This is a genomic window from Mariniradius sediminis, from assembly GCF_021491425.1.
GTDB classification, from domain to species: Bacteria; Bacteroidota; Bacteroidia; order Cytophagales; family Cyclobacteriaceae; genus Mariniradius; species Mariniradius saccharolyticus.
This window is the reverse complement of the sequence record NZ_JAKEVZ010000007.1, coordinates 79,627-106,558: the sequence shown is the minus strand read 5'-3', so window position 1 is coordinate 106,558 and position 26,932 is coordinate 79,627. Positions and strand designations below refer to the sequence as shown.

The 26,932-nt window shown below is 46.7% G+C and carries 22 protein-coding genes; 10 read left to right on the top strand and 12 right to left on the bottom strand.

Annotated features, from left to right (window positions below):
• Window positions 1-15: 15 nt before the first annotated feature.
• A complete protein-coding gene (porU2, locus tag L0U89_RS10425) occupies window positions 16-5,058 on the bottom strand; it encodes a putative type IX secretion system sortase PorU2 (protein WP_234861471.1) in 5,043 nt (1,680 codons plus the stop codon).
• Entirely contained in the window at window positions 5,046-6,143 is a 1,098-nt protein-coding gene (locus tag L0U89_RS10420; protein ID WP_234861470.1) for a putative type IX sorting system protein PorV2, read from the bottom strand. The genes porU2 and L0U89_RS10420 overlap by 13 nt, the downstream gene beginning before the upstream one ends.
• Window positions 6,144-6,550: 407 nt before the next feature.
• On the opposite strand from L0U89_RS10420, the gene L0U89_RS10415 reads away from it, so the two are divergent.
• The 3 genes from L0U89_RS10415 (at window position 6,551) to L0U89_RS10405 (ending at window position 10,408) form a co-directional block, all read left to right on the top strand.
• The gene (locus tag L0U89_RS10415; RefSeq protein ID WP_040478640.1) at window positions 6,551-6,880 is read left to right on the top strand and encodes a PadR family transcriptional regulator; all 330 of its coding nucleotides are present in this window, start codon (window positions 6,551-6,553) and stop codon (window positions 6,878-6,880) included.
• Window positions 6,881-6,883: 3 nt separating this feature from the next.
• On the top strand, window positions 6,884-8,797 hold the full coding sequence (locus tag L0U89_RS10410) for a PspC domain-containing protein (protein ID WP_234861469.1): 1,914 nt from the start codon (window positions 6,884-6,886) through the stop codon (window positions 8,795-8,797).
• 207 nt (window positions 8,798-9,004) lie between these two features.
• Window positions 9,005-10,408: an MBL fold metallo-hydrolase RNA specificity domain-containing protein gene (locus L0U89_RS10405; protein WP_234861468.1), complete on the top strand. Its 1,404-nt coding sequence runs from the start codon at window positions 9,005-9,007 to the stop codon at window positions 10,406-10,408.
• 9 nt (window positions 10,409-10,417) lie between these two features.
• Here L0U89_RS10405 and L0U89_RS10400 read toward each other — a convergent pair whose 3' ends face one another.
• From L0U89_RS10400 to L0U89_RS10375, 6 genes are all read right to left on the bottom strand, one after another.
• Window positions 10,418-10,963, bottom strand: a complete 546-nt coding sequence (locus L0U89_RS10400; RefSeq protein WP_234861467.1) for an outer membrane beta-barrel protein — start codon at window positions 10,961-10,963, stop codon at window positions 10,418-10,420.
• A 109-nt stretch (window positions 10,964-11,072) separates the two neighbouring features.
• Complete coding sequence (locus L0U89_RS10395; RefSeq protein ID WP_234861466.1) at window positions 11,073-11,525, bottom strand: GNAT family N-acetyltransferase; 453 nt, start codon at window positions 11,523-11,525, stop codon at window positions 11,073-11,075.
• 10 nt (window positions 11,526-11,535) lie between these two features.
• On the bottom strand, window positions 11,536-12,705 hold the full coding sequence (locus L0U89_RS10390; RefSeq protein WP_234861465.1) for a YgeY family selenium metabolism-linked hydrolase: 1,170 nt from the start codon (window positions 12,703-12,705) through the stop codon (window positions 11,536-11,538).
• Window positions 12,706-12,910: 205 nt separating this feature from the next.
• Entirely contained in the window at window positions 12,911-14,035 is a 1,125-nt protein-coding gene (locus L0U89_RS10385; RefSeq protein WP_234861464.1) for a fatty acid desaturase family protein, read from the bottom strand.
• 238 nt (window positions 14,036-14,273) lie between these two features.
• A complete protein-coding gene (locus tag L0U89_RS10380) occupies window positions 14,274-15,959 on the bottom strand; it encodes a mechanosensitive ion channel family protein (protein WP_234861463.1) in 1,686 nt (561 codons plus the stop codon).
• A 176-nt stretch (window positions 15,960-16,135) separates the two neighbouring features.
• Complete coding sequence (locus tag L0U89_RS10375; RefSeq protein WP_234861462.1) at window positions 16,136-16,807, bottom strand: DUF2490 domain-containing protein; 672 nt, start codon at window positions 16,805-16,807, stop codon at window positions 16,136-16,138.
• A 331-nt stretch (window positions 16,808-17,138) separates the two neighbouring features.
• Here L0U89_RS10375 and L0U89_RS10370 point away from each other — a divergent pair, with 331 nt between their 5' ends.
• The 6 genes from L0U89_RS10370 to L0U89_RS10345 all read left to right on the top strand — a co-directional run bounded on the left by L0U89_RS10370 (window position 17,139) and on the right by L0U89_RS10345 (window position 22,369).
• A complete protein-coding gene (locus L0U89_RS10370) occupies window positions 17,139-17,708 on the top strand; it encodes an RNA polymerase sigma factor (protein WP_234861461.1) in 570 nt (189 codons plus the stop codon).
• 13 nt (window positions 17,709-17,721) lie between these two features.
• The gene (locus L0U89_RS10365) at window positions 17,722-18,438 is read left to right on the top strand and encodes a hypothetical protein (RefSeq protein WP_234861460.1); all 717 of its coding nucleotides are present in this window, start codon (window positions 17,722-17,724) and stop codon (window positions 18,436-18,438) included.
• 15 nt (window positions 18,439-18,453) lie between these two features.
• Window positions 18,454-19,479 (top strand): outer membrane beta-barrel protein, encoded by a 1,026-nt coding sequence (locus L0U89_RS10360; protein ID WP_234861459.1) that lies wholly within the window; start codon window positions 18,454-18,456, stop codon window positions 19,477-19,479.
• Between the two features lie 20 nt (window positions 19,480-19,499).
• The gene (locus tag L0U89_RS10355; RefSeq protein WP_234861458.1) at window positions 19,500-20,300 is read left to right on the top strand and encodes a hypothetical protein; all 801 of its coding nucleotides are present in this window, start codon (window positions 19,500-19,502) and stop codon (window positions 20,298-20,300) included.
• Window positions 20,301-20,313: 13 nt separating this feature from the next.
• A complete protein-coding gene (locus tag L0U89_RS10350) occupies window positions 20,314-21,252 on the top strand; it encodes a DUF4097 family beta strand repeat-containing protein (RefSeq protein ID WP_008623637.1) in 939 nt (312 codons plus the stop codon).
• A 229-nt stretch (window positions 21,253-21,481) separates the two neighbouring features.
• Window positions 21,482-22,369: a dienelactone hydrolase family protein gene (locus L0U89_RS10345; RefSeq protein WP_234861457.1), complete on the top strand. Its 888-nt coding sequence runs from the start codon at window positions 21,482-21,484 to the stop codon at window positions 22,367-22,369.
• Between the two features lie 62 nt (window positions 22,370-22,431).
• On the opposite strand, the gene L0U89_RS10340 is transcribed toward L0U89_RS10345, so the two are convergent.
• The gene (locus L0U89_RS10340) at window positions 22,432-23,304 is read right to left on the bottom strand and encodes a 3-keto-disaccharide hydrolase (protein ID WP_234861456.1); all 873 of its coding nucleotides are present in this window, start codon (window positions 23,302-23,304) and stop codon (window positions 22,432-22,434) included.
• A gap of 69 nt (window positions 23,305-23,373) precedes the next feature.
• On the opposite strand from L0U89_RS10340, the gene L0U89_RS10335 reads away from it, so the two are divergent.
• The gene (locus tag L0U89_RS10335) at window positions 23,374-23,874 is read left to right on the top strand and encodes a DUF6265 family protein (protein WP_234861455.1); all 501 of its coding nucleotides are present in this window, start codon (window positions 23,374-23,376) and stop codon (window positions 23,872-23,874) included.
• Between the two features lie 10 nt (window positions 23,875-23,884).
• Here L0U89_RS10335 and L0U89_RS10330 read toward each other — a convergent pair whose 3' ends face one another.
• The 3 genes from L0U89_RS10330 to L0U89_RS10320 form a co-directional block, all read right to left on the bottom strand.
• Complete coding sequence (locus L0U89_RS10330; protein WP_234861454.1) at window positions 23,885-24,682, bottom strand: endonuclease/exonuclease/phosphatase family protein; 798 nt, start codon at window positions 24,680-24,682, stop codon at window positions 23,885-23,887.
• A gap of 78 nt (window positions 24,683-24,760) precedes the next feature.
• Window positions 24,761-25,219, bottom strand: coding sequence for a CBS domain-containing protein (locus tag L0U89_RS10325; RefSeq protein ID WP_234861453.1), 459 nt, complete (start codon window positions 25,217-25,219; stop codon window positions 24,761-24,763).
• 149 nt (window positions 25,220-25,368) lie between these two features.
• On the bottom strand, window positions 25,369-26,802 hold the full coding sequence (locus L0U89_RS10320) for an FG-GAP repeat domain-containing protein (protein ID WP_234861452.1): 1,434 nt from the start codon (window positions 26,800-26,802) through the stop codon (window positions 25,369-25,371).
• Window positions 26,803-26,932 lie beyond the last annotated feature (130 nt).

The window sequence follows — 26,932 nt, the reverse complement described above, 5'->3', positions numbered from 1 at the left end:
GGAACGAAACTGATCCTACCTCAATAAATACATCTTCCCATACCCCTGCTTGAAGGCTTTGTCTCCCGCCGTGCCCCGCAACTCGACGAATTGTCCATTTTTGCGTACGAGTACGCGGTAGATGTAGACACCGTTGGCGAGTTGGTCGCCGAATTCATCACGCCCGTCCCAGGCATACTCGGAAATATTGTTCCCAATCCGAATTGGACCCAGCTCGTCCTGAAGGATTTCCCTTACAACCCTCCCCGAGACGGTCATGATTTGGATCTTGATCTGATCCGGGACTTCCGAACCCGTCACCGTAAACACAAAGCGCACGCTGCTGCTGAATGGATTGGGATAAGGGTAAAAATTGGAAATGCTTGCCTCGTTGATGACTTCAAAATTCACCTCATAAGGCTTGTCCATACCTAAGTTATCCGTCACGATGCGTAAGGTATAAATACCGTCATCGAGTGGACCAGGCCGAAATTCGACCTTGAAGCTGCTATTTTCGGTGGCCGCAGACCAAGTCACCAATGGCGAGGAGAAGTTCACCTTTTCAAAACCACAGCCTTCGCAGGGCTTTTTGATGAACATTTCGATGCCGAGTGTGTCCTTTTTCAACAAGAATGATTTGTCGTTTTTCAACATCGACGTAATCAAAACGGTTGGAGAAACGATATCCCCATCCATGATGTATACACCATCAAAATTCACATCGAGTAGCGCCGAATTGCGGTCGGGCGCCACGACGAAATAAAGCCCCAGATCAATCAGGTTGTTACGGAAGGTCTGTTCCAACTGAATCTGCGGATTCACGATCAATCCTACGCGATTCTCGCCTCCTTTGCCCACGGAATTGAAGTCAATGTTGAACGCATAGGTTTCACCGGCCTTTACGGCGGGGATTTTCTTGTTGAATTTCTCGAGTTTTTTGGTCGTCGTGTTGAAAAACTCCCACTCGACCACCAATGAATCCGCAAAGTCAAATGTTGATAAATTGATAAACTCAAAAGGTAGCGTATATCCTTTGCCCTCCGGTAGATTCACCCGGTCTTCTGTTCCTTTGAATACCAAAACGCCTTCTGGCACCCCTGTATAGTTCACCTGCCATTTGTCCAAAACGGATGGTGCTGTGGAATTTTCATCCTCCATCGCATATCGCAAGCGCAGATAAGGAAACAGGTTCGGATTCACGGTTGCCAAGTCCACCTCCCCTTCTTGTACATTGGCAAAAAGTACCTGCTCTTCACCGGTGGCCCTCACACCGATCACGTCAAAATAAGCCAAGCCTTCATCAAACCAATCTCTCGGATTGACCTGATTGAAGAAACGCTTCCACTCGGAGGCAGGGCCGATTCTTGGAGTGAGAATGGAACCTGAAGAAATGTACCCGGTCAATTGGGTCTGGAACTCCAGTATCTGCGCATTGGTTTCGATCTCCAAATCCTGCTTGGCTACTATCTCAACACCCTCTCCAGGGCGCATCCCTTTTTGACCAAAAAGGATGTAGGGATCCCCGTTTTGAAGATTGCGGAGTACAGCTTCATTGGCGCCGACCAGTTTCATTTTCTCAATCGCAGCATCCGGCCACTGATCAAACGTAACGCCACCGACGGTGAAAATCACCACAAAATCCCCTTCTTTGAGCCCATCGATGTAGTCCAGGAGAATTCTTTGTCCGGGACCGGTAATCCAAGCATTCCGAATGCTTTGGATGACTTGTGGTACCCGACCGCAGGTACGCCCATCGAGGATGTCAAAACCCTCCGGCGGTATCACGAGATAAGGCGTCAGCGACTTCTGGTCAAAAGCTACCAAACCCAAAGACCCATCGGGACACAGGCGTGAGTTGGCATTGTTGACGTTGTCGATGATGTAGGGAACGCCTTCCAAGTAGAATTGTGTGTTGCGGAAGGTAAGGCTGTCGGTTTGGTTGCCAAAAGTGAACACCTCGACATTGAGCTTCTTATCCGTGTATTTCCATTGGCGCTTGAGCGGATCTACTTCTATGTTGTTCAACTGGCTTCCTTCCAATTGCGGGATTTCCCTTTGTGTCCATCCTGATGGGCCGTTTTGGATAAAAGAGAAACTTCCCTGTGTCCATTGTTCGCTTTCACCCTCCTTTAATTCGAGAAACCGCGAGCGCCAATAGAAGGTCATCGAATCCTTTTGGGCAATGTTCTCAAACAAATTCACGGACCAGGAAATCAAATTGGCACTGGTGATGCGTACTTCGCGACGGATCGGAGAACTGAAATTGGATGCAGTATCGAGTTGGACGACAACGGTCCTTGGTTCCACGGACTTGCCGGGAATTTGGGCGACGAGGTTCAGGTTGGCTTGGTTCACAATACCAAAATTCTCCGGGATCAAGTGGATCGTTCCGCTGAGCGGGACAAACTTGGTTATGGTAATGGCATTGTTAAAATAGGTCATTTCGGGAATTGATTTCCCCGAGTTGATTTCCAGGGTAAAGGTATTGTCCCCAAAAGCGGATACACCCGCGTTTGGTACCGAAAAATCAACCGTATCCCTTCGGAAAATGGCCGGAATTTTTACGCTCGGATAGTTAGTAACGGAACCGTCTGGAAGCCTGCGGGTAATCTTGTACTCCACAGAATCCTCGTCCACACGCCCAATGTTTCTGACGACAAAAGAAAGCTTCAAGGAATCTGCCAAGGCATTGAAGGCCTGCCCGTCGAAAGCGCCCAAAACTACATCATCCTCCTTGAGTACGTAGTCGGCTTTTTTTGCAGGGAAGAGTTTCACCGCCGGGTCTCCCAACATGACCAATTGCTCAGCATGGGAGCGATTGATGATGGAGCTTCCATATCGAAAGTAAAACCACCTTTCCGCCTCTTTCCTGATCAATCCCACCGGCTGGTAGATCATCGAAGAATCTGCGAAGGCTTTGGTGTAGAAAGACTCTGTATACCTTCTCAAGTACACATCGACGCCTGTGTTGGCATGGGCGAAGAAGTTGCTGGCCCCTTTGTCCGGAGTCAATATCCAGTCCTCCCCAAATGTGTATGCGTTTCCAAATGAGTTGCCCGCATCGCAGCCGTTGAGGAAAAGCATGGGGTATTTGCCCTTGTTTTGGTAGCCCATTGTGGGATCCGAGGCAAATCCGATCTCGATGTCGATGATGGAAGGCGCCGCATGTCCAAAAAACGTCACCAAACCCAAACCATCATTGACTTCTTTGGAAATGTCGATCAACTCGATCGTCGCATTGGAGCGCTTGCGGTAAGTCGTCACATTTCCGCCTAGGTAAGGCCCCTCGGCAATATTTTTGAATCCATTGAGGAAATTGAAATAGCGCGAAAGCTCAAAGGAAGACAAGCCTCCCGCAAGGTGGACGATCTCCTTTTGCCAATCATCCTTGACGCCCAAGGCATCTTTTTCCTTGACCTTGTTTAGATAAGCCGCGACGTGATTTGGTGTCCTCGCAGGAATCCTACCAATGGCAATGGCGGAAAGTAGGGGATTCTCCGGGTCCAGTCCAATACCATAATTATGGTCCGCATAGGGGTATCCCGCAGGCGGCACCATATCCTGAAAGGAAAATATCGCTGGGTTTTGGCGGTAGAAATAATTGATGTTATTTGCCCGAGCGGTGGAAAAGATACCTGTCGCCCGGCCGATCAGAAACAAAAACTCAGGCTTATGGACCGGATAATAGGCTTTGAGGAACTCATAGATCGCCAAAGGAGTCTTTTCACCGTAGGAAAACTGGTTGTAAAGCTCATCCACATTGACCACCAAGGTGTCATATCCACCACCCTGCGGAGAGGCACGGTGGGCGGCATAGGCAGCGACTGGGTCGGCGTAGCTACCGGCAGGCCGCCTGAGAAACCTGTTGCTGATCACAATAAAATCGGCCTTTCTCGCCATCAAATCCCGGAACCGTACCCTTTGCATGTTTGGTACGACTTTGATATCCAGTTCATTTTCAACCCAGATTTTGCTTGGGGAATCTTCGATACCTGATGAAAAAGTGATTTGGTTTCCATTTTTTGAGACTGGAACCACAGCAGGGTTTGCTGGGTCACTTACCTCCAAAGCCCGGTAATTTGACAATACGTTGTTGATTTGAACCCGCGCGGTGCCAGCTTGGGAGATAAAATATTGCCCACTGAAATCCCCATTGGTCACAAGTTTCGGATAAGTCAATCGGATATAGGGTACAGAAACGTTATCCGTGGGTGCTGGGCCCGCTGTCCGTACCTGGATCGTAATTTGTCCCTGTGGGTTGAAATCGGAGGCCAACACAGGAATTTTCTGATGCACTGCCTGCATCATGTTGAAGTTGAAAGTCCCCACGGGACGCAAGACCGTACTGTTAGGCCCCACGCTGATGGTTACCACGTGTGGGGTTTCAGACCTACCGGTCAGGCCGATTTCCAAGATTCCGTCACCGGCGGCCGGAATTTGCCCCAAGTCCGTCAATACAAAATTCCGGGGATTCGTCTTTCCGATTTGGCTGCTGGTCCAGCCCTCGCCCTCCTCTAAATCCGAAAGCCTGACACCTGGTGTATACAATATCCCAAAATGAAAATTCTCAAAATAAACGTTTTGGATGATATCGTTGTAGGATGTGGCAAGTTGGGCGGCGGGATCTGCGGCTTGCCGCTGCGCCATTCGTTTGCCATTGATCCCCGGTGTAATCGTCAGAAAAAATGCGGTCGAATCGTTGTGCAGGTTATAGGCGGTGTTGCCAACATGGCTGGGATCTTTGTAAAGCTTGGCATCGAGCGTGCCGTCATTTTTCCTGCCGAAAAAGTCTATGAAATCCTGGGTATCAAATTTTCCATCATTTTCACCTTGGATGTGGATGGCGACTTCCTTGCCCCTGTGGTACATCCGAATTTCCCGTGGATCAATCACATTGGGATTGATTCCTGCCGCTGAAAGGCTCGCAAAATTCAGTCTATAAATCCCATCCGTATGGGTCGGAATCTTATAATAAGTACTATTATAATCAATCCAATCCGCCTGGGCAGAGGATTTGAGAGAAAAGGCCAAGACAAACACTATGGCCAAAAACAGACTATTCGGCTTCAATTGTCCCATCCTTTGTTGATCCTAAATTTCTTTTCATACTCTTTCAAACTCACCTTTACGCTGAACACATGCGAATAGGGCGTCTGGGAAATCCCTCCAATATCCGACAGTGCATAGTCAATCTGGAACTTGTTGTTCAGAAAAACACCCACTCCGAAACTCGGCTTCCAAGCCGTATAAAATGTTCCGTCAAAATCCTTGATCCGCTGGATATGGCTGCCGCCCAAGCGTAGGAAAGCCATTTTCCGAAAACTCCCCTCGAAACCAATTCTGGGTTCGAAGCTGGCCAAACCCGTCCTGATGGCCGTATTTCTCCGACCATCAAAGGTCACTTCCAAGTCCAAAACGCCCTGCACACTGATCTCGTCGTTGATGTCCACGTCACGTGTCGCGCTCAGGATGGCCCTTGGCAAAGTCAGTTCAATGGAATTCACAGGGATCACGTTATTCGTCTGGGCATAGATGTCGCGAACCAATTCGGCATTGTGAAACCATGCGTTAAAGGTACTAGTCACGTCCCGCAGCATCACGCCAAAGCGCCATTTTTCCATCAAGTAAATACCACCTACATCCAAGCCAAAACCCCAAGCCTGCGCAAATTTACCCACATTGCGGTGGATGATTTTGGCATTGACACCAAGCTTGAACGCATCGCTTACGTCATGGGCATAGGTCAACATCAGCGCATAGTCGGCCGCGTTGAAAAACTGGATGTTGTTGTAATTCAATGCACCATTGGCATCATATAGGAAGCGGGTATCGGGAATATCGTCCACGCCAAACCGAATGAGGGAAACCCCAATCTGATTATCCATGTCGAGGCTGGTGCTGTAGCCGAGGTAGTCAAACTTTGCAATCCCCGCAAAATACTCCGCATGCATCATGGCAAACTCGTGCTGATGCTTGATGCCAATCAAGCCCGCGGGATTCCAATAGGCAGCCGTGACATCCCGGACAGAGGATACCTGGGCGCCACCCATGCCGAGGGCACGGGCGCCAATGCCTATGTTCATAAATTCATTGGAATATTTGGGAGCTATTGTTTGGGCGTTAAGCTGCTTGGTCAGGCCGAAAACCAATAAGATTCCAATCATCCACCTGATTATCACCATTGATGAGAGTAAAAACCGATGCAAAGTAAAAATATTTCCTTAAGTATAAAGCTAATTTACCAAAATTGAAAGCCGTTCAAAATGCGTTCCGCTGTACGCATTCGTACATAAAAATGTCCACTCCCACCACAGCCTATTTTGGAAGAAGGCATTTTGCAAGTCAACCCCAAATAAAATCCCTTGGGATGAAAAAGCCGAAAATCCCGCTCCATTTATCAAAAACAAACTTTTTCTAAAATCCGGGAAAAAATTTTTCATTTTTAATAACCTTGAAGCTTGCTATACAAGGTACTGTCCAAAACTTTGGTACAGTTTTGCTAGGATAGGCTGCAGAGCGTGCCGGATTCCTATCCGTTCTGCCCTTTTATGAACTAAACCACTTATACCCCATGAATGCTTCAAACACCCAGGTCCAGATGCGCAAAGGTTTGCTGGAATTCTGCATCCTGCACATCATCGCCCGCGGGGAAGTATATGCTTCCGACATGATCGAAGAGCTCACCGAAGCCAAGATGATCGTGGTGGAAGGTACGCTGTACCCGCTCCTCAACCGGCTCAAAAACGCCTCCTTGGTCTCCTACAAATGGGTCGAGTCCGAATCAGGGCCTCCGCGCAAGTACTACTCGATCACGGACGAAGGCAAAGCTTTTCTTGAAACTTTGGACGAAACCTGGGACTCCCTCGTCAAATCCACCCACATGATCACCTCTAAGAAATAAGCCATGAAAAAGACAATAAGCATCAACATCAGCGGCATCCTTTTTCACATTGAAGAGGACGGTTACGCGACACTCAAAAAGTACCTGGAGGCGATCAGCAAGCATTTCTCGCATTACCAGGACAACCAAGAAATCATTTCCGATATTGAAAACCGTATCGCCGAGATCTTCCTGAGCAACCTCAAAAACAACAAACAGGTCATCACCGCCGACAATGTCAACAGCCTGATCGAAAAGATGGGTACCATTGCTGATTTCAAGGCTTTGGAGGAGGACATGGCGGAGGAAGAAAAGGAAACCTCCAAAGAAGAAAGCGCCCAAGAACAGGATTATTACAAACACATCACTCCCCATCAGGATATCAAGGGCTACAAGAAACTGACCCGTCTGGAAAGCCGGAAGATCCTTGGTGGCGTTTGTGCTGGCTTGGCCAACTACTTCTCGATCGATCCGCTTTGGACACGATTGATTGCAATCCTCTTGCTCTTCAGCGGCAACCTCAGACTCGGAAAGCCCGGATGGGATTTCTTGCCATGGAACTTCGATTTCAGCCTCTCCCTGGGGATTTGGGCTATAATAGCCTACATCGTGATGTGGATTATTTTGCCTGTATCCTACGACGAACCAGAGGATAAAAACATCAAGAAGCTCTACAGAAACCCCGATGACAAGACCCTTGGCGGTGTTGCCAGCGGATTGGCAGCCTACTTCGGCATAGAGGTGATTTGGATGCGTCTCTTGTTCATCGGGCTGATGTTTGCCGGCGGTGCAGGATTGGTGATCTACATCATTCTCTGGATCATCACGCCTGTCGCCAAATCCATTACCGAGCGAATCGAGATGAAAGGTGGCGCCATTACGCTGGACAATATCGAAACCACCATCAAAGAAAACCTGAATCCGCTTCCACCCAAAGAAGAAAGCCAGGGCAGAAAAATCCTTTTGGCACCATTCAGGTTCCTCGGCAAGGTGATCAATGCGCTCGGGGAGGCTTTGGGACCCTTGGGTAAATTCCTGCTTTCCGTGATCCGTGTGTTCTTCGGACTGATCATTTTCTTGATCGGAGTTTCGATTACAATAGCGCCATTGGCCTTGCTTGGTGTATATCTTGGAATCGTTCCGGTAGGTGGAGATGCGCCCTTTATCATCAATGACATTCCTGCCGCCTGGATCAATGAAATCATACCAGTGTGGCTGGCAATTGCAGTGACTGTTGCCATCTTCATTCCTGGGATCATCATACTCTTGTTGGGAATCTCCGTCCTCGTCAAGCGAAGTATCATCGATGCCCGGTTTGGACTTGTCGCCTTGGGTCTGTGGCTTCTGAGTATCGCGATTTGCGCAGTACAAATCCCGAGAGCTGTAAACAACTTCAAAACCGAAGGCACACATACAGTGGAAAAAACCTTGGAAATCGGGGCAGGCACCTTGGTATTGAAATCAGTTTCGAACAATGAAATCGATGGGCTGTATGATGAAGTAAGCCTGCAATTGGAAGGAACGGACAATCCACTTCCGATTTTGGTACAGGACTTCAAGGCAAGAGGAAAATCACGCACTGATGCGATGCAATCCGCCGAATCCATCCAATATGACTACACGATCGCGGATTCGGTACTGACTTTTAACCGCTCGATCAACCTAGGCTCGCTCGACAAATTCAGGGTACAAGAATTGGATTTGGTGTTGGAAATTCCTTATGACAAACCCTTTGTTATGGACAAGTCCATCTTGCCAATCCTCGAAAACACAATCCATAAAAATGGCTACAAGACTCGGGACGTGAGCTCAAGAAACCACTGGGTTTTCAACGAAAATGGCATGCTCTGCCTTACCTGCAACGACGCCAACAAGAAAACAGAAGCTGATAGCATTTCCAGAGCCAAGTTTGCCGATTCCTACTTCATGAAAAAGTAAACTCGGGGTCGCGACAATTTCCAACAAGAAGCCACCTCACAATATGTTCCGATAGGTACTGAAAGTAGAACCAATTGATTACCAAATAACTTAAACACAGCAACCACTAACCACCTAGCAGGGCGCAGAGAAGCGTCCTGCTTTTTTTGTGTACGGCAAGGAATCGTTTCGGATATGCCCTATCTTTAGCATATAACCCAAAAACCAATGCAAGTACAAATTAAATTTTTGGGCGGTGCAAAATCCGTCACAGGCTCGAGGTATCTTTTGGAAATCGACCATCAAAAATTCCTTGTGGATTGTGGCCTGTTCCAGGGTCTAAAGGAATTGAGATTGAGAAACTGGGATGAATTCCCGATCGATCCCGCTGAGATACATGCGGTTATTTTGACGCACGCGCATATTGACCACACCGGTTATTTGCCAAAATTGGTGAAAGAGGGTTTTTCAGGAAGGATCTACTGCACCTACCCAACTTTGGACCTCACCAAAATATTGCTCAAGGACAGCGCCAAGCTACAGGAGGAAGAAGCCGAATACGCGCAGCGCAAAGGCTATTCCCGACATGCAAAGCCGCAACCATTGTACACAGTCGGAGATGCAGAGAAGGTTTTTAACCTGCTCGAACCTGTGGAGATGGAGGCCCCAACCCAGCTGGTGCATGGCGTCACTTTCACCTTTTTCAATGCGGGACATATTCTCGGTGCGGCGATTTTGAAAATTAAGGTCAAAGGCAAAAACCAGGAAAAAAAGATTGTCTTTTCGGGGGATCTGGGGAGATTCCAAGATCCTATATTCAATCCGCCAGCGAGAATACCCTTTGCTGATATCCTCCTGATGGAGTCCACCTATGGCGACCGGAAGCAACCCACGCTTCACCCTGAGGATGAATTGGGAAGGGCAATTCGTGAGACAATGCGTAACGGTGGCGTGGCAGTGATTCCTGCATTTGCGGTGGGCCGGACACAGATGATTCTCTTTTACTTGCATTTGCTGCTGCACAAAGGCAAAATTCCAAACGTGCCGATCTACGTGGACAGTCCGATGGCGATCGACGTGACAAAGTTGTATAAGCAGTTCATGTCTTACCATCGCTTGGGACCACTTTTCGAAGAAGAGGAAGAGCATAATCCCTTTCATCACCCCAACCTGCATTATTATCAAACACAGGAAGCTTCAATTTCGCTCAACGAAATCCGCAGCAACGCCATCATCATTTCCGCGAGCGGCATGGCGACCGGCGGTAGGATTTTGCACCATTTGTATCATCGCCTCCCCAACGAGCACGACAGCATCATCTTCGTGGGCTATCAGGCTGAAGGGACAAGGGGAAGAAGAATACTGGACGGTGAAGCCACATCCCGTATGTACGGAGTGGAAGTCCCCGTAAAGGCAAAAACCTACTATATCGAAGGTCTCTCCGCACACGCTGACCAAGACGAACTGATGGAATGGGCTGCAGGATTCACCTCTAGGCCGAAGATTACTTTCTTGGTCCACGGGGAAAAAAATGCCTCAGAAGTGCTGGCTTTCAAGCTCAAACACGAGCTGGATTGGCATCCGATTATTCCAGATTATTTGGAAAGCTTCGTGTTGTTTGACGGGATTTGAGTCCGTTCATCAAAAACGAAGTGCCGCACCCAATTGCAGATATCTGTTTCGGTTTCCGCCGTTCACATTGATGAGGCCGTGGTTGTAGCGGGCTTCTATGTCAAAAATCAACACTTTGATCCCCGCACCCACGTGAAACGGCAAATCAAAAACAGAGGTCTTATTGGATTGCGTAAGGGCATTCGCCCCGGCGACCTCATATTTCTCACCGACCTTAAAACTTGGAGAAATACCGCCTTGCAGGAAGGCCAATTTCAAAATCGAGATTTTCAAACCCAAGGGAACCGCCAAATAGTTGATTTTCCTAAAATTCAAATCATCCTGTCGATGCCCTGCCTGCAGGTACTCCAATCCGGAATGCCAATGGAGAGTCCCTGTAACGCCCAATTTGTCTTCGGTAAATGCCCCAACGTACCATCCGGGCAAGGATCCTTGGATTTGATTTCCATCGTTGTTGGTCTGCGCGGATTGGAATCCAGCCCTGATTCCGAATTGTGCGTTTGCTGTCAATCCGAGCACCATCAGCAATCCAAGTAGCAAAAAAGACCTGTTCATAAAAATGAGTTTTTCTAAATATCGGTAATCAATTCAAATAATTGGGTACAAAACTACTCAAAAAAAAAGCTAACCAGGCTTCAGGTTTCTGGCTGGTATTTCAAATGTTTCAGAGTTGCTTTTCAAAACAAACACTGTTGTCCATGCCGATGTATTGCCCGTAGTTGGGAATAACACGATAACCAGAACTGAAATACAACGCAATCGCTTCGGTTTGCCTTTTGCCGGTCTCCAGTACACAACGTTTGAAACCAAGTTCCAACGCCCAATTCTCCAATTCCCGCAAAATCCCTTTTGCAATTCCTTTCCCTCGATTCGAAGGCAATACAAACATCCGCTTTACCTCCATACTCTCGGCATCAAACCGTTTGATTGCCCCGCAGCCCACGGCTTCCACCCCGATTTTGGCCAGGATCACATATTTTATCCCATCCAATTTGTTGAACTGGTCATAAAAAGCATGGTCCTCCCCATCCGTCACAGCCAAACCCGCATCCAGTAACTTGACCAATTCCTGGAATTGTGGATTTTCGGCGTCCGTTCTAAAATACTCGATTTTCATCTCGGAAAATTTATATCAGTGCAATCAAATTAGCATAAAAAGCACAAGCGTCCTGGATTTGGGAAACCTCGATGGATTCGTCCCGCATATGCGCCATTTTGTAGTCACCCGGCCCAAAACCAATAGTAGGTATACCCATGGTCACTGGCGTGACTGCATTGGTACTGAAATCCCAAAACTCAAACCGCACGGGATTTTGCCCGAAAGTATCACGGAATGCCTCCACACATTTTAATGTCAAGTAGGCATCCTCTGCTATTTTCCAAGCGGAATGTATCGGCACATAGTGGATATCGGTGCCAGTCCAACTTTTCCGTTTCAGTACGCCGGGTTCCCATGAAGCGTTTTTCCCCGATACCAGGGTATCCATTTCCTCCCGAATCATGGCTTCCGTTTCTCCCGGCACCGTCCTTCGATCGAGGTAAATCTCACAGGAAAACGGCACGGCGTTGAGGGAGGCAGCTTCGGAACTTATCCGGGAAAGTACCAAGGTTGGCTTGAAACCATCCTTTTCGAGCCTAGCTAGCGCAAAGTTCTTGGATTCCACCTTCTGGATGATTTCCGCCATTTCATAGACCGCATTGACGCCCTTTTCAGGGGCGGAACCGTGCGCGGACTTTCCCTCGGTGCGGATCTTGATCTGCGCCTTTCCCTTGTGTCCCAAGGCAATTTGATTGCCGGACGGCTCACAGATGACCACAAAATCTGGCTGTATTCCCAACGAATTGAAAAGAAATTTGAGGTTTTCCCCATCACAATCTTCCTCGTTGACCGTACAGGAAACCATGACTTTCTTACCCTCAAGTTTACCTGCATGCTTGGCTGCGACAGCTGCATATAGGGAAGCCGCCACCGAAGACTTCATATCGACTGCCCCCCGGCCGTGCAACCGTCCATTCGCTACGATTCCTTCGAAGGGAGGATATTCCCAATCCTTCTCATCCGGGACCTCGACCGTATCCACATGTGCGTCAAAAAGAATGGATTTTGAGCCTTCTCCCATTGTTCCCACCAGGTTTCCCATCGCGTCAAGCTTCACGCTATCAAAGCCCAGTTCAATCATTTTTTGCTCGAGAAACCTGATAATCGGCCCCTCTTGGCTGGAATAGCTTTGGATACGAATAAGTTGTCTTGCCAAATCAATGATGGCGTCTTGGTATCGATTGGTATCAATTGGCATAACGAAATCTGTTTCGGATATTCATCCGTCAAGATTCCGAATTTAATGAACTGGGCAAGGAAAAATGGAGAATGAAAAAAATTATTTGATGAAAGGAAGTGTCTGGAATCCGCCTAATCCGGGAAATAAATGGGCAACTTCTGGATGTCCACCAAAAAACGAGTTTCCCAAATCCGAATTTCACTCCCAAAGTTCGCCTTTTCACCTACATATCCTCGTCCCAGATATCCACCAGCTTCCCGTTGTTCTTGATCAGCACAAAATGGTCCCTTAAAGCAGAACCAAGCGAAATTGACTTGTAGGGTAGGTTTTTTTCCCTACAAAAATCCCGAATGATATCCGTCAGCTTATCGGCGTAAAGGTAACTGATCTTGGGAAATAGGTGGTGGGCAATGTGGCAATTGAAATTGCCCATGACAAACTTGAAATACCAATTGCGGCCATCGACATCATTGGTGGTCGCCAACTGATGTACAAACCAACTGTACGGAAGCTTTCCGTTTGAGTTGGTTGTGGCAAAATCGTTGTTGGTGTTGACGTGAGGTGGCAATAGCACGAGCAGCGCGTGGCTTCCCGCCACGAGGAAAAACACCAAGAAAGCTAACAATAGCTGTCCCCAAGTGAACCCTGTCACCCATCTTGGAATCAAGACCATATACCCAACGAATGCAAATTTGAAAAGGAAAAGCTTAACGTACTCCTTGGTTGGTATGGAGCCAAGTTTGCGAACAATCGTCGATCTGTTAAAATAATCCTTGAAATCACGGAAAAGGAACCAATTGAGCAGGAAAAACGGGTAAAGGAAAAAGATCCAAGTCTTGTTCTTTTTGATGCGTTTTTGCTGGTCTTCGGGATGGACTTTGAGGAAGTCAGACTTTTCAATATCCGGATCCCAGCCCATGACATTGGGGAAATTGTGGTGAAACACGACATGACGCAACTTCCATAGGTAGCTATTTGCCCCGATAAGGTCAAAAAAATGGAGATACAAACTGTTCATCCACTTCCAAGGGAATACATTGTCATGGGCAGATTCATGCAGTAGGTTGAGAAAAATCAATACCACCATCCATCCAAGAATGGCATACAAACCTAAAAACTGCCAAAATGAAGAAACCGAAATTGCAAAAAAGTAGATTCCAAAATAGACCACCGGAAACAGGATCGCTTTGAGGTAGAGTTGCCACTCAAGCTTTGGGATACGGGCGATTTCTGCTTCGACTTTCTCCCTGAGTTCGGCAAACAAGGCTGTTTCCTGCGGCTTTTGGTCAAAAGTTGGCCGGATGGTACTGAAGCCTACGATTGGCTTTGACGGATTTTGCGTCTCCATGTCGAGAAGGAATTAATTGGGAAAATTCGGATAATTTTTGATACCTAAGCTTCCATAAAAGGCAAACTAGGAAGCCACCTGATTATCTACCACACATCAACCAATACCGCATCAAAATCCAAAGTGGATTGATTGACTTTCAATGGAATAAAATTAGGAAACACCAAAAAAAGCACCCAAAATTTCTGCTTCTCAAAATGTCAGAAAATGCAAATCGGGGAAATAAGATTATTGAAAATTAAGGTTCGGGATCCTTTTTTACCTGCACTTGAAATGCCGGAGCCTTGTAATCCTGATCTAGGTAATCCGTGGGAATGGTCGTGTTGTTCCCATCCCGCATCGCGCGATAATGCGGAGACATGATTTCAATTCCTCTGGCATTGCATTCATCTTGGATATTCTGATGGAGTTCGGAAAGTATGAGCACCATCTTTCTCGCGTCATTGGTATAGGCGTTGATTTGGTAGGCCACATAAAAATCCTCCAAAGCAGTTTGAAGTACAAAGGGTTCAGGGCTTTCTTTGATGCCCGAGGTTTTTTTGGCAGCAGCCATAAGTGTTTGGTGCATGGTGCGCCACGGCACGTCATATCCAATAGTGACGGTGGTGTGTATTAGCAATCCTTCCTTTTGGGCCATCGCCGAATAATTCATGGTATTGCTGCTCAGCAAGGTTGAATTGGGTATGGTGATTTCCTCGTTTTTGATCGTTTGCAACCTTGTAACCAAAAGTGTTTTTTCGATCACCGTCCCTGAAATTTCCCCGATCTTGATCCTGTCGCCAATCTTGAAAGGCCGCATATAGGTGATCACCAATCCTGCCACCATGTTTGAAATCGCAGAAGAAGACCCCAGGGAAATCAGCAAGCCAATAAAAACCGAAACTCCACGAAAGACATTCGAATCGGATCCCGGTAGGTAGGGAAATATCAATACGAGCGTAAATGCATAGAGCAGCACCCTGACGATTCCATAGGTCGGCATCGCCCAATCGGCGTGAAAATCAGGGATTTTGAGTTTTTCAGCATCAATCTCCTTGAAAATATACTTGATGAACTTGATAAAATACCGCATGACCAGCGCAATCACGATAATCGCGAACAGATTTGGCAAAAAATCCTTTACCGCGATCAAAATGGAAATCACAGGCTTACGTACATAGTCCAGCAGTAGATTTGCCCAGGACCTTGTCAAAGGAAAAATGCTGAAAATCAATGAAAGGGCAAAGTATACAATGACGATGATGACCACCCATTTCAAGGCGTTTAGCAGAAAGACTATTCCACGCATCTCTTGTTCTGCGGTCAGAAAAGTATAATCCTTGTAGGTAAGGTTCTTGAGCAGCTTTTCCTTCTTCGCCTCAATGTAGGCCAGCAGTTTTCTGAATCCTCTTCCAACGAGCCAAACAACTACGCTAAGCGTCAACAACCCCAAGACACCATAGGCAATCCGCGTAAGCACTCTTTTGAGCGAAAACGTATCTCTCGCATCAGCGATGGACTCGGCTATCGCATTCCGTGCTTCCAGGGCAAAACTCTCTAAACCCTTCTCCTGAAATTTCGCTTCCTTCTCAGTAAGATGGACGATGATTTTATCCTGATAAACAATGTCAAATGCACCTTCATCTTCATGCAAAATAACGGAATCCTTATTGAAAATATCCAATTCAAACAGTGTTCGGATCCTCTCACTGATTAGGCGGGCCCTTTCTTTCGGTTGGGTGGCTCCTGTCCTCGTGAATACGTAGACAATCGTATCTCCCAACACCCCGGTGACTGGATACCCATTCAACTCACTCTCGGCAAGTTCCTCGGAAGCCTGTTCCGTTGAAACCGTTTGTCCACTGACATTTGAAGTAGCAAAAGCCAACAAAACCACCTGCACGACGATGAATCCGGTGATTAGCCAACCGGGTTTTCTCCTCATTTCCAAAGAATCTCTAACCATATCGTAACCGACCATACAATAAAGATTGAAAAGCGATTGCCGAGCGACTGATTCTAAATCAATGCAGATCAGCATAAGGCAACGTGGGAAGTTACACACCATTTTCTGGGAAAACCAATCTAAGATTTCGAAAACTTGTCAATATTACCCGAAGGTTACCTAAAGTCCAGCTGGTGCAAAAAAGTCAATCTCACCGACTGAATGTCCTCGATTTCTGAGATGGCAGGCTGGTATTGGAAAATATACTGATAAAGAATTGCCAAATCCATTTGACGGTTGGGCGACAAGATCAATCCAGCCAAGGTACGGTTTTGGTTGAAAGCCCTTCCTCCTGTCAAGTCCCCCGTTTGGAACATAATCTCATTCGCCGCCTGCCAACTCAATTGGAAACCATTTGGCTTTGCTGAAGGAATGACAAGCCCCTGCACTTGGAACATGTACCTATATCGCATCGTAAAAAATGAACCTTGCGCACTTTTTCGGAAGAAATCCTCAAACTCTCGAAATCGTTCTTCCAGCCTGATCCTATTGGAGAATATATACCGCGAGTTTCTTTTTTGCCAGAGAACCTGTTGCCAGAGTCTATGCTCATGAAACCATTCATTGTCAATTTGCCTGACATAGGTCCCAAACCAAGCATAGCCTCCGGAAAGCCTCCATTCTTCATTTAAAAAATAAATAAGTCCTCCCCGCGCAGCCGCCAGGTTTGACTGGAATGGAAAAAATCCCCTCGTCCGATAATTCAAGTCAAAGGTGTAGCCCCATTTTTGGGAAAGCCGTGTTTGGTTATTGTAGGTGAGCCAAGTCTGAAAGTCACCTTGAGCCATTGATTCCGAAGTTATGGAAACAAATAGTACGAAACTGATGGCTATAAATTGGAACTTCATTTGGCAATTATTAAACTCCAAAAATAGAATAAATGTGACTCAAGGCACATTGTTCCATGCTATTTGACTTTTTCAAATAATATCAGAATTTTATTTGGTGAAACTAAGGCAATTCATCCGGACAATGCCTCCCGGGAACCGCTTTTTTCGACTGAAATCCCTACCTTCCTGTTCCCAAACACGGATGCCAAAAAAATATTTAACTTTTTTTCACATACCCTTGCAACCAATTTCCAAAGACCTGTATCTACCTATTTGAAAGCCAACCAACATGTTATTTCGAAAAACTTTTACAACTGAAACGGACATCGTACAAGCTTGCCTGCGGGGGGAAAGAAAAGCCCAGCAGCACTTGTATGAGACCTACTCGGGGAAGTTTTTCGCAATCTGCCTCCGGTATGTCAAAGACAGGGATCTGGCGGAAGATGTGATGATCGAAGGCTTTATGAAGATCTTTGAAAAATTGCCTCAGTTCGAAGCAAAGGGAAGCTTCGAAGGATGGATGAAAAGAATCTTCGTGACACAGTCGCTTCTGACGCTGAGAAACAATCGAAACCTCGCCATGGAAGTCAATATGGACAATGTGCTCGAAGTTTCGGAGTCCACCTACGAGCTTCAGCATTTGGAAGTAGATGACCTGATGGAACTGGTGAGGGACCTGCCGGTGGGATACCGGACTGTGTTCAACCTTTATGCGATCGAAGGCTATTCGCATGCCGAAATCGCTGAATTACTCGGCATCACAGAATCGACTTCCAAGTCCCAACTCAACCGGGCAAGAAACGTGCTTAAAGATAAAATCACCAAACAGCAACTCAAAGAAAGGAGAATCAATGGCTAGCACCGACAAAAATATGGACCAATACTTCCGGGACAGGCTCTCGTCCCACGAGGTAAAGCCCTCCAAATTGGCTTGGGAAAGACTGGACAGCCAGCTATCCCAGCAGCAAAAAAAGGCCGCATTCCCTTGGCTAAGGGTCGCGGCAGTGGGGCTGCTTTTGCTTGGCTTCGGATATATGATTATGAGTCTTGTCAAGGATACCGAGGTGGAAAATATCGATACAACGGCTTTGGTACAGGAAAAAATCGCTCCAGAGACAAATCAAGAATCTGAAGATTCTTTGAAACCAGCAACAGAATCTGAATCAAATGTCTTAGCTCCTGCTTCAAAATCGACGGATCAAGACCAAGTAAAATCCTCGACAAAGACCGCCAAAAAGGTTATGGAAAACAAGAATGAATTGCTCGCTGAAGTGACACCCACACATCCCGAAGAAATTACCATTTCCGTACCCGAAATCGAGCTTCCTGAACTGAAAATGGACGAGGCAGTGGCAGAAAACATCCCGGCAATGGAGGAGGAAGAAGCACCTGCTTACCGGGTAATCATCAAGTCCTATGGGATCAAAGAGGAACCCCAAAAACAAAATCTGATTGCAGGAATAGAAAACAAAGTAGAAAAAATCGGTGGATTGATCAGCAAAATGGAACAAGGCTTCGCAGACCTGCAGGATGCAAAAGACAATCTGTTTGACATCAATGCCGCCAAAAAAGAAAAAAGTCCAAAATAAAAACTTAAACCAACCATGAAAAAATACTTCATTTTATTTTGCTTGCTGGGCCTGGTGCAGGCTGCGTTTGGATTCACCGAAAAGGAATTCACGGCTCCTCAGGACACTATCATTGTCGAATTCGGCAAGTCAGGAAAGATCTTTTTGGTCGTTGACAACAAAGAGGATTTTGAGCGACTCAAGGGCATGAACGTCAATCAAATCATCCAGGAACTCAATCTGCAAGTGGATGAAAAAACAGGCGAATCCGTCATTGTCACGGTTGACAGCGCCAAAGGCTCCAAAGAAGTCGTCAAAGTATACGAAGACGGGCCGATCACGGAGGTCAATGTCGCTGGCATCAGGATTCTTGTGGACGAAAGCAATCCCGATACCAAGGTGCGTGTAGAAACCGGCACCAGAAAAAAGCAGGATCCTCCATTCCGCACCTACTTCAACCTAGACTTGGGCTTAAACAACTACCTTGACCAAAATGGCCAGTTTCCAAAAACCACACAGCCCTATGCTGTCAGAGGATGGGGAAGCTGGAACGTCGGCCTCAACTTTATGGCCAGCCAACGTATCAGCAAAGGCTTCAACTGGGACTTCGGGTTAGGCTTCCAATGGTACAACTTCAAGTTCGAGAACCGTGATTTCCAAGCGGTCAGGGGTGAGGATGGAATTGAATTTGTGCAAAGGACTGATGTTGCTGGATTCAAGAGCAAGATTTCCGCCTCGTACCTAACCGGTATGTCTCTCTTCAGGCTTGATTTTGGAAAAATGAACGATGCCGGACGTAGGGGACTCAGAGTTGCACTCGGACCCTATGCGGGCTACCGATTGGGCGGCACAAGCAAATATGTATACCGACCATTGGAAGGAGGAAGCAGGAGAAAAGAACATGCAAATACAGGCATCTTCTTGAACAACTTCAGATACGGTATGCGTGGAGAAGTCGGATTTGGCAGGATCAACTTGTATGCGACATACGATTTCAACCAACTATTTCAGGACGGCAAAGGGCCTGAGTTGAATCCCATCGCCATCGGAATTGTATTTTAAAATGATTCTACAAACCAACTATGAAACTTACCACAACAACACTTTTGATGTTTTTGACAGCTTCCCTGGGTATTGCCCGGGGACTGTCAATTGCTGACACTACCGACCAGGAATCGAAACACTTTCGAATCTTTGGCACAGACGTAACGATCAGTAAAAACGCGGAAGGAAACTCCGTATGGGAATTTACCGACATCGAAAAAGAGTCGGATAAATCGAAAAACTTCAAAAAATACCCAAAAAGCGATGGCGGACTTACCTTTGACATCGGTATCAACCAATGGGTTGACACTGACCCCGCACCTGCCGTGAAACCTTGGGGGAGTTGGAATCCTGCGATCAACGCGTTTCATTCCTATTACCCCTCGAAGAATTTCTTCCTGAAAACCACGCTGGGCGTTAGTTGGTATAATTTCAAGTTTGAAGACAGAAACCTCCAAGCGCTTCGAGATGCCGATGGGGTCTACTTCGAAGAACATCCAAGCCAGACCGGCATTCGAAGCAAAATTTCTGCTTCATACGCAAACCTAACACTCGTACCGACCATCAGAACCTCAAGTAAAAATTTCCGCTTCGGAATAGGTGGCTATGCAGGTATGAGACTGGGTGGACGCGGCAAATTCGTCTACCGCGATCCCAACGGCAACCGTGCCAAGGAGTTTCAGATGGGAAATATGTTTGCCAATGATTTTCGCTACGGTCTCCGTTCGGAGATCGGAATCGGCGAAGTGGACTTCTACATCAACTATGACTTAAACGAATTCTTCCAACAAAATAAAGGCCCCAGGGTAAACGCCCTGAGCTTCGGTATCATTATTTAACTTTCCAATCACTATGAAAACTGTTACAAAATTCCAACCACTCCTTTTGGCGATTGCATTGCTATTGGGTCCGATCCAAGCATTTGCCCAGTTGCAAACCATCGTCGATGTCAATCGATCCTTTACCGGAATCAAAAAAATCGAAGTTTCTGGAGGTTCTCTCGAGGTAGAATACATCGGTTCCCCATCAGCCGGCGAGGTGTCGGTCAATGCCTTTCTGGAATCCAATAACCCCAACCAAGACATCATTTTCGTGACGGTTGGTGACGTCCTAAAAATCACCCACAAAGTGACAACCAGCAATTGGAACAACAACCGTACAAAAGGCCACATCAAAATGAAAGGCCCTGAAAATGTGAGTCTTGATCTAAAAGGAGGCTCAGGTTCGGTCAGTGCCGAAAACGTGAAATCCTCGGAAACCAACCTTTCGGTAGGCTCCGGAAGTGTGATGGGAACCAATATCCAAGGCAATGTCAACGTGAATGCTGGCTCCGGATCCATCAAGCTTTCAGGCATTGAGGGCAACGTGAAAGGAAACGTCGGATCCGGTTCAGCGTCTTTCACCAACCTCAAAGGCAACCTTGCCTATAGCTGCGGTAGTGGCGGCGTCAATGCCTCCCAAATTGCCGGGTTGGTCAATATTAGCCTGACATCAGGAAATGCAAAACTCGAGGACATCGGTGAGCTCGGCGAACTCAAAGTAACCTCCGGCAACATCACAGCAAATAACGCCGGCCTGGGTGCCAACACCAGCATAAGCGGAACTTCAGGCAACTTCAAAATCCAAACCCCTTCTAACCTTAGGGATTTCAACTATCGCCTCAATGCAACTTCCGGCAACATCACTGTGGGCGAGTCTAGAGGTGGGAAAAGCCTTACCATTGACAACGGTGCATCAAAAGATATCCGAGGAAGCATCACGTCGGGAAACATATCGATCGTGAATCAATAGTAGGTTAATGCCACTTCAAAGTCGCTTAGATAGTTCAATCCTGCTCTTATAGCGGGAAAAGACCATGAAATCTGAATATTTAACTTTGACCTTGATAGCGCTCCGGCGGCTATCAAGGTTTTTTTATGTACGGTTTAAACCATTTATCCATGATCGGTTCTAATTCTCGGGGAAATTATGATTAGCTTCCCTAGTTATAGGAGATCATTTAGACCGAAAAAACCCATATATGGAACCCATCAAAAAAGAAGACCTGAGCCAAGAAGTATTTGACATGTATGATTACTATGTCCATGGCAAAATGAGCCGTCGCGAATTTATGGACGGCCTGTCCGCATTTGCAGTAGGCGGTTTGACCGTTGCGGCGATCATGGCTTTTTTGTTGCCAAACTACGCCGAAGCCAAGCGCTTTTCGCTGGATGATGACCGCTTGGCATCCGAGTATATCGAATACGATTCTCCGAAAGGTGCCGGCAAAATGAAAGCCTTACTTAGCAAACCGGCTGATAGAAAGGGTAAATTGCCTGGAATCGTGGTCGTACACGAAAACCGCGGACTCAATCCCTATATCGAAGACACAGCCCACCAAGCTGCGCTGGATGGATTTATCGCCTTGGCTCCCGACGCCTTAACACCTTTTGGTGGCTACCCAGGCAACGATGACGAGGGCCGTACCCTGCAGGCAAAACGAGATCGCAACGAGATGCTGGAGGATTTTATTGCTGCCGTGGGAGTACTTCAAAACCATCCAGAATGCAATGGAAAGGTTGGTGTCGTTGGGTTCTGCTTTGGCGGGTGGATTTCCAACATGATGGCAGTGCGCGTTCCGGATCTAAAGGCTGCGGTACCATTTTATGGAGGACAACCAAGCGCAGAAGAAGCCAAAACCGTACAAGCTCCCATCCAATTGCATTTTGCGGAACTTGATACCCGGGTCAATGAAGGCTGGCCAGCATGGGAAGCCGCACTCAAGGCCAACAACAAAACCTATGAAGTGCACTTCTATCCAGGCGTTAACCATGGTTTCCACAACCATTCAACGCCTAGGTACGACAAAACTGCGGCGGATTTGGCTTGGGGAAGGACGATTGCATTCTTCAGAAAACACCTAGGGTAATCCAAAATCTATTCCTGTCTGGAAGAGCGCACTTCTTTGGTAGCTTGCTTTTTCAGGCAGGATTATTTTTTGCTGGAAACGAAATTGCCAAAACCTATTTTCGCCAGTACTTCGTCCAATTTTCCCCTGCTGTTTGCAACAGGAGCCAAATCAAACAATTCCACTTTTCTGAAATCGATGGGGTGACTTTCGCTTTGAAGGCTGATATAACCTGAATCCAACTTTTTCCCATCGATCTTGATTTTAGGATCAAAATTGGCCACGTTTCCTCCACCAATTTGGGGAGAATAGTAAGTGATCACAGACTCGCCTTCCAAAATGTGGTGAATGACCGAATCCCCCAAAACGAGAAACTGCGCCTTGACCCATTGGTCTCCATGGTAGGTCTTTGAATTGGAGTTCACGCAATGAGGCGTAAACAACTCCCCTCCCATCACCACATTCGTCCCAGGAGTACAAAGGTTGCTGGTGGTTCTTGGATTGGTGCCATCGCCGCCCAAAAACTGTCCTTCGACACAAATTGGGAAATCCTGGTCCTTCAGAATTGTCTTTGGATCTTGGCAATGCAGCATCGCGCCGGAATTGCGCAGCGCCCAGTCCTCACCTCCCGGCGCCTGTTCGCCTACAAAGCGATACTCGACCGAAAGGATATAATGGGAAAATGGCTCATTGAAATAGATGTGACCATATTGTTGATCAAAATCTTCGTAGCCATCGTACCTCACTTTGAGCAGTCCTTCCTCAATCCGAAAGGTATTCGCGAAATTTTCCCCCACTTCATGTTTGGCAATCTTGATTGTCCAATCGTCCATGTCCTTGCCGTTGAATAATTGCCGCCATTCCAGGTTTACAATCTCGGCGGTATTGCTTGGTTTGCAGGAGTTTATCAAAAGACAGGTGCCCATAGCAAGGGAAAGCCAGGTGAATTTCTTCATGTTTTCAATTTGTTTGATCGTCTGAAAATACAGATTTATTGGCTATTTTGGAGGTTGAACCACAGCATTATGAAAACCTATTTCCTTGCCCTTAGCCTTGTTTGCCTATTTTTTCAGCATGTCTCCGCACAGGAGGTTTTAAATCTGGAAAAAGCCGAGGATGCCAATCTTGGCACTTTGGAATCGCTTTCTTGGATAGTCGGCTACTGGAAAGGAACGGGTCTTGGCGGTGAATGTGATGAACTTTGGCTACCCGCGGTGGACAATAACATGATTGGCACCTTCAGGTTTTCGATGGATGGCAAAGTCATTTTTACGGAATTCATGAACATCGTCGAAGAAAACGGTCGCCTCTATCTCAAACTGAAGCACTTCAACCGGGACCTCAGCGGATGGGAGGAAAAGGAAAAATGGACCGAGTTTAAGTTCATCAAGGCTGAAGGCCAAACTGCGTACTTCAACGGATTAACCTTTCACCGCGAAGGGGACAAGATGGTGCTGCGGTTGGCGCTAACCCAAAACGGCCAGAGAACCATTGAAGAATTTGTTTACTATAAAACAAGAATCTAGGAATTGAATCCTAATCCATCTTAAGCTTCATCAGAATAGGTCGATGATCGGAAAAGTCCACATCCAAAACTTCGATTGAAATCACTGTTCCACGTAAGTCCTGCGATATCCAGAAATAGTCAATCCTTGATGTTGGCGCTTCGGCGGGATAGGTCGCGGCTGGACTTGTATTTACCAAAAGCGCTGCATCCAAAAAATCCTTGGACAAAATCCCATAGGCCCGCTCATTTGGCTCAAAATTAAAATCTCCCGCAAGCACCACGGATAATCCGTGTCTGATGAGTTGCCGGATGATTTCTTCCGTTTGGGCATTTCGGTTGGCTTCAAACTCGTGGCAAAGGTGGGTACCGGCAAAGATGAACTCCTTTCCGTCAGACATTTTTACATTGGCCAACGCCAAACTTCTGCCTTCCCCGCCCATAGGGGTCGGAAGGGGAATTGTCGAAAACTCAACTGGCCATTTGCTCAATATCGATTCTCCGTATCCGCCTTGCGAAAAATCAATGGCTTTGGCAAAGTACCCCTGCATTCCTGTCAACTCGGCCAACTCTGCTGCTAAGTCCACCTTCCTCCCGCCTTGGCTTGACGCGGACCGTACCGTCATACTGTCTACTTCCTGCAGTGCCACAAAGTCAGGTTGGTATTTTTGGATCAGGGCAGCCACTTCGGCGAGGTTCGATTCACCCGCATGATAGGGGTTTTCTCCGTGGTAGATATTGAAGGTCAGCAAGGTCAGTGTCCTTTGCTGGGCCAAGGAATGGCCTGAAAGAAACAATCCAAAAACCATGGAAAGAATGAATTTGCCCATTTGCCAAATTTGCCGCTTTTTGTCAAAAAAAATGGCCTTCTGGGCAAACCAAAAGGTCATTTCATAAATCCGATAATCTCACCAAGTAGTTGTCTTCAGTTGGGTAAACACACGGATAATGTCGCTGAGACTGATTTGTCCCAATAATTTTCCGTCCTTGACGACTGGAAAGCGACGGATTTTGTGCTCGAGAAAAAGTTGGGCAGCATCAAAAATCGTGATGTCAGGGGAAAGTGTCATGACATCCTTGGTCATTTTTTCCTCAACCAAAGCAGAGAATTTTGGGGTGTTGGTGTATTGGCCCTTGATTACCACAGAAAGGCAATCCACCTCGGAAATAATCCCCACCAACTTGCCCGAATGGTCGAGGACGGGCGCCCCTGAGATTTTCTTGGATGCCAGTGTGACCAGGACCTTGTCGATGGTATCGTCGGGCTTGAAAGTAATTAGGTTGGTGGTCATATGGTCCCTCACACTGATAGGCTGTGTTTGATTGCGGGGTTCAGCCTCGCGGACCCCTTGGAAACTCTTTACCATGGTTTTATGGGTTTTGTACCCAAATAATTTAAAAAGAAATAACCTTTATCCAAAGAAAAAATTAAATGAATTCAAAAACTTAAAATAAAGAAAATCAAAAATGGAATAATTTGGAATTTTTTATCTTAAAATCACTATATCACCTTTTTTTATTTCATTGATTTATTTTCCAGCCACACAAATGGTGTCCATTGCCAACTTGGAAGCGCAAAGGTCGATTTGAAATCAAAGCTCCCCAGCAACAAATCCACATCGCCGTCAGCATCTATATCTCCTTTTTCAATCACCAAATAACTCAACTCGCCGACTTGGGGAAAATCAAAAGGCGAAAACTTACCAGACTTGTCTTGGAGAAGCAGAATAAAATTCCTTCTCGATCCCTCAACGATTTTCGGGAAATAAGATATGGCTGCGATATCCAGTCTACCATTACCATCAAAATCCGCCAAGACAAGTCCTGAGGCCCCATTCATGGGGAAAAAGTAGTTTTCCGAGAAATTGTATTTGCCGTCATTCAAAAACACGCGGACGCCGTGGTATGGCTTCTCGACCGGAGATAAATCGGCATTGTCACCATTGACAATGACAAGGTCGAGATGACCATCTCCATTCATGTCGACAAACTCAAAATCCGAAGAACCAAAGGCAGGATGGAATTCAAGCCATTTTTTTTCAGAAAACTTCCCGCCACCTTGGTTGAAATAGGCATATACTCCTTCCTTTGCTTGGGTCATCAGCGCGAGTACATCAAGACGCCCGTCGCCATCCAGGTCCGAAACCACGGTCTTGCGGGCACCGGGCTGGGCGTTCAGTTTTTTTTCAAAATAACCATTTTCGGTTCTTTCAAACATAGAAAGCTGTCCTACGTGATTCCCAAACCCACTAATCAGCCATTCTTCGCTACCATCTCCATTCAAATCCGCACCCGAAAAGTGAACAGGACGCGTGAGGTTTTCCAAAATCCTTTCTTCCTTCAAACTTTGGTCATAAAAAGAAAAATTGCCAACCGAAAAGTTGGAGGGATCCATCACACCCATAGTCAACAGGTAGAATCCGCCATCTGAAAATGAAATGTCCGATGCCGGAGAGGAAATACGGATCGAATCCAGCACATTGAAACCCTTCGCATCGATTCTAATCAAACTTCCCAACCTATCGCCCAGATAGATTTTCCCTTCTTTTTGGTTGAACCTCAGCAACGTAGTAAGCGTCGGGCGTTTGTTGGGAAATTGCGGAATTTGTACTTCAAACAAATCCGTCTGCTTCACCTCAGTTTCCCAAACACTACCTTCCGTTAGTTTCTCAGGCGCGTTTGTCAAATAATAATCCTGAATTTCTCCCCAAATCTCACTGGTAATCAGCGGTGATGCGGCATAAATCCCCGGAGGAGCATCGTTGTCCTCCCCTACCGCAACGCCAAAATCCTCTTCGTTGATAAGCCCCAACCGCCGACGCATATCGGGCAAAACGCCACTTTTCCAAGTTTCTCGGTCCATAAGTTCCGGTTCGGGAAACATGTGACATGCCGCACAGTAAATTCCCGCCAAAGCCTTCCCATCCAATTCCAACGAAGGCTGATCCATTTGGGACAAAAGTTCAAATCCTTCCTTTTCAGTGCTGTCGGATTTCTGGCATCCCCAAACAATAACTGCTGAAAAAAACACAAAAAGAGTGCGGGCTGACAAGATTGACATAAAATAAAATATTATTATG